Raw genomic sequence first — 1,719 nt, 5'->3', positions numbered from 1 at the left:
CGCCGCGCCGATGTCTTCCTCGGCAGCATCCACCTCGCCGCCGCCATCACATGGTGGTTATGAGTCCCGGCCCTAGCTTGATCTCAGTTGACGGATGCCGATTCCATTTGCGGGCCGGCGGTTGGAGTTGCAGGCTCGCCTTGCTAAGCATGTGCGAAAATTCGATGCCAACCATCAAGCAAGGAGCGCTTCATGATGGGATCGGACAGCAGAGCGATCAGGCTCGTTACGGCGTCTGATGCCGCCGCCCGGACGGACAACCAGTCGCCCGACGCCGACGCCACGGCATGGCTCGGGGCGATCATCGACAGCAGCTTCGATGCGATCCTCAGCAAGACGCTCGACGGGCTGATCACAAGCTGGAACGGCGGCGCCGAAAAGCTCTTTGGCTATACCCGCGCGGAGGCGATCGGGCAGCCGATCACCATGCTCATTCCGGAAGACAGGCTTCACGAGGAAATCGATATCATCGCCCGGCTTCGCCGGGGGGAACGTATCGACCGGCTGGAAACCGTGCGGCTCGCCAAAGGCGGGATACCGGTCGAGATCGAGGTCACCATTTCGCCGGTGCGCGACGCGCAGGGGCGCATCATCGGCGCTTCCAAGATCGCCCACGACATTAGCGAACGCCGGCGCCAGGCCGAGGCGCAGCAGATGATTCTGCGCGAGATGCATCACCGCATCAAAAATCTCCTGACGATCGTGCAAGGATTGGTCAGCGTCAGCCGCCGGAGCGCTTCGACCGTCGACGCATTCGCCGACGATCTGGGCGACCGGCTGGCCGCGCTCGGCGCGGTGCATCGCCTGATCCTTACCGAACCCGGCTTGGAGACCGATGAAAGCGCCGCCCTGGACGCCGTTCTCCACGCGGTCCTCCACCCCTATCTCGAGGGTGGGCGCATCACGATCGAAGCCCCGCCCGTGGATATAGGGCGGCACGCCCTCACCTCCATGGGGTTGCTGCTGCATGAGCTGGCCACCAACGCGGTGAAATATGGCGGCCTTTCAAACGCGCGGGGCACGCTCGACATCAAGGCCGAGCTTGATGGGGACGACCTCTTGCTCATGTGGCGCGAGCATGGCGGACAAAAGCCGAGCGAAGAGCGGCACGGATTCGGCACGGACCTGATGGCCGCCGCCCTCAAGGGGCTGGGCGGCACGATGGAACGGACCTGGCTGGCGGACAGCCTGGAACTGGCATTGCGTCTGCCGAGGGACAGGCTGGGGCGATAGGCCGGGAAAGGCGCGCCCGTCCCGCCCATCCTCGCGATGGTCGCGGCGTTCGAGCGGTGCTCCTAGCGGACGGTTTCAGAACAGCGCATCCGGCGACCGGGCGAGGATCGAGGGGCAACGCTGGCCGGGACCAGGACCAGCTTGTCGACGGAATCTCCCGTCAGGGATGGTTGAGCCGGGTCTCGACGCGCATGAGCGAGATCGCCGTGCGCCGGGGTTGCGTAAGCATGAAATGCGTGGAGACGGCGATATCCTCCGCCCGCAGCATCCTATGCTGCCGGATCAGCTCCCGCTGCTTTTCGGGAGGAAATTCGGGATATTGGAAATCTGCGCCCGTGAAGCCCGGCTCTATCAGGCCGACCTTGATGTCCTGCTCGGCCAGTTCCTCCCGCAGCGATTTCGCAAATCTGCGCGGCGACAACTACGATGGCCGGTTGAGCGGCGACTATGATGGCCGGTAGGATCGGTTGTCTGGTCTGATCGTAG

2 protein-coding genes are annotated in these 1,719 nt (G+C 64.3%); one reads left to right on the top strand and one right to left on the bottom strand.

Features of this window, described 5'->3' with window-relative positions; genetic code table 11:
* Nucleotides 1-192 precede the first annotated feature (192 nt).
* Nucleotides 193-1,233: a PAS domain S-box protein gene (locus CV103_RS07750; RefSeq protein WP_107394548.1), complete on the top strand. Its 1,041-nt coding sequence runs from the start codon at nt 193-195 to the stop codon at nt 1,231-1,233.
* A 160-nt stretch (nt 1,234-1,393) separates the two neighbouring features.
* Here CV103_RS07750 and CV103_RS07745 read toward each other — a convergent pair whose 3' ends face one another.
* Nucleotides 1,394-1,654 (bottom strand): SDR family oxidoreductase, encoded by a 261-nt coding sequence (locus tag CV103_RS07745; RefSeq protein ID WP_245896721.1) that lies wholly within the window; start codon nt 1,652-1,654, stop codon nt 1,394-1,396.
* Between the last annotated feature and the right edge of the window lie 65 nt (nt 1,655-1,719).

The sequence above is a fragment of the Edaphosphingomonas fennica genome (assembly GCF_003034225.1).
GTDB classification, from domain to species: Bacteria; Pseudomonadota; Alphaproteobacteria; order Sphingomonadales; family Sphingomonadaceae; genus Sphingomonas_E; species Sphingomonas_E fennica.
The sequence above is the reverse complement of the archived record's forward strand: the minus strand, read 5'-3'. Positions and strand labels throughout refer to the sequence as shown.

Coding starts and splice junctions, on each gene's coding strand:
- CV103_RS07750 (WP_107394548.1), top strand. CDS start 193: ATGATGGGATCGGACAGCAGAGCGATCAGGCTCGTTACGGCGTCTGAT.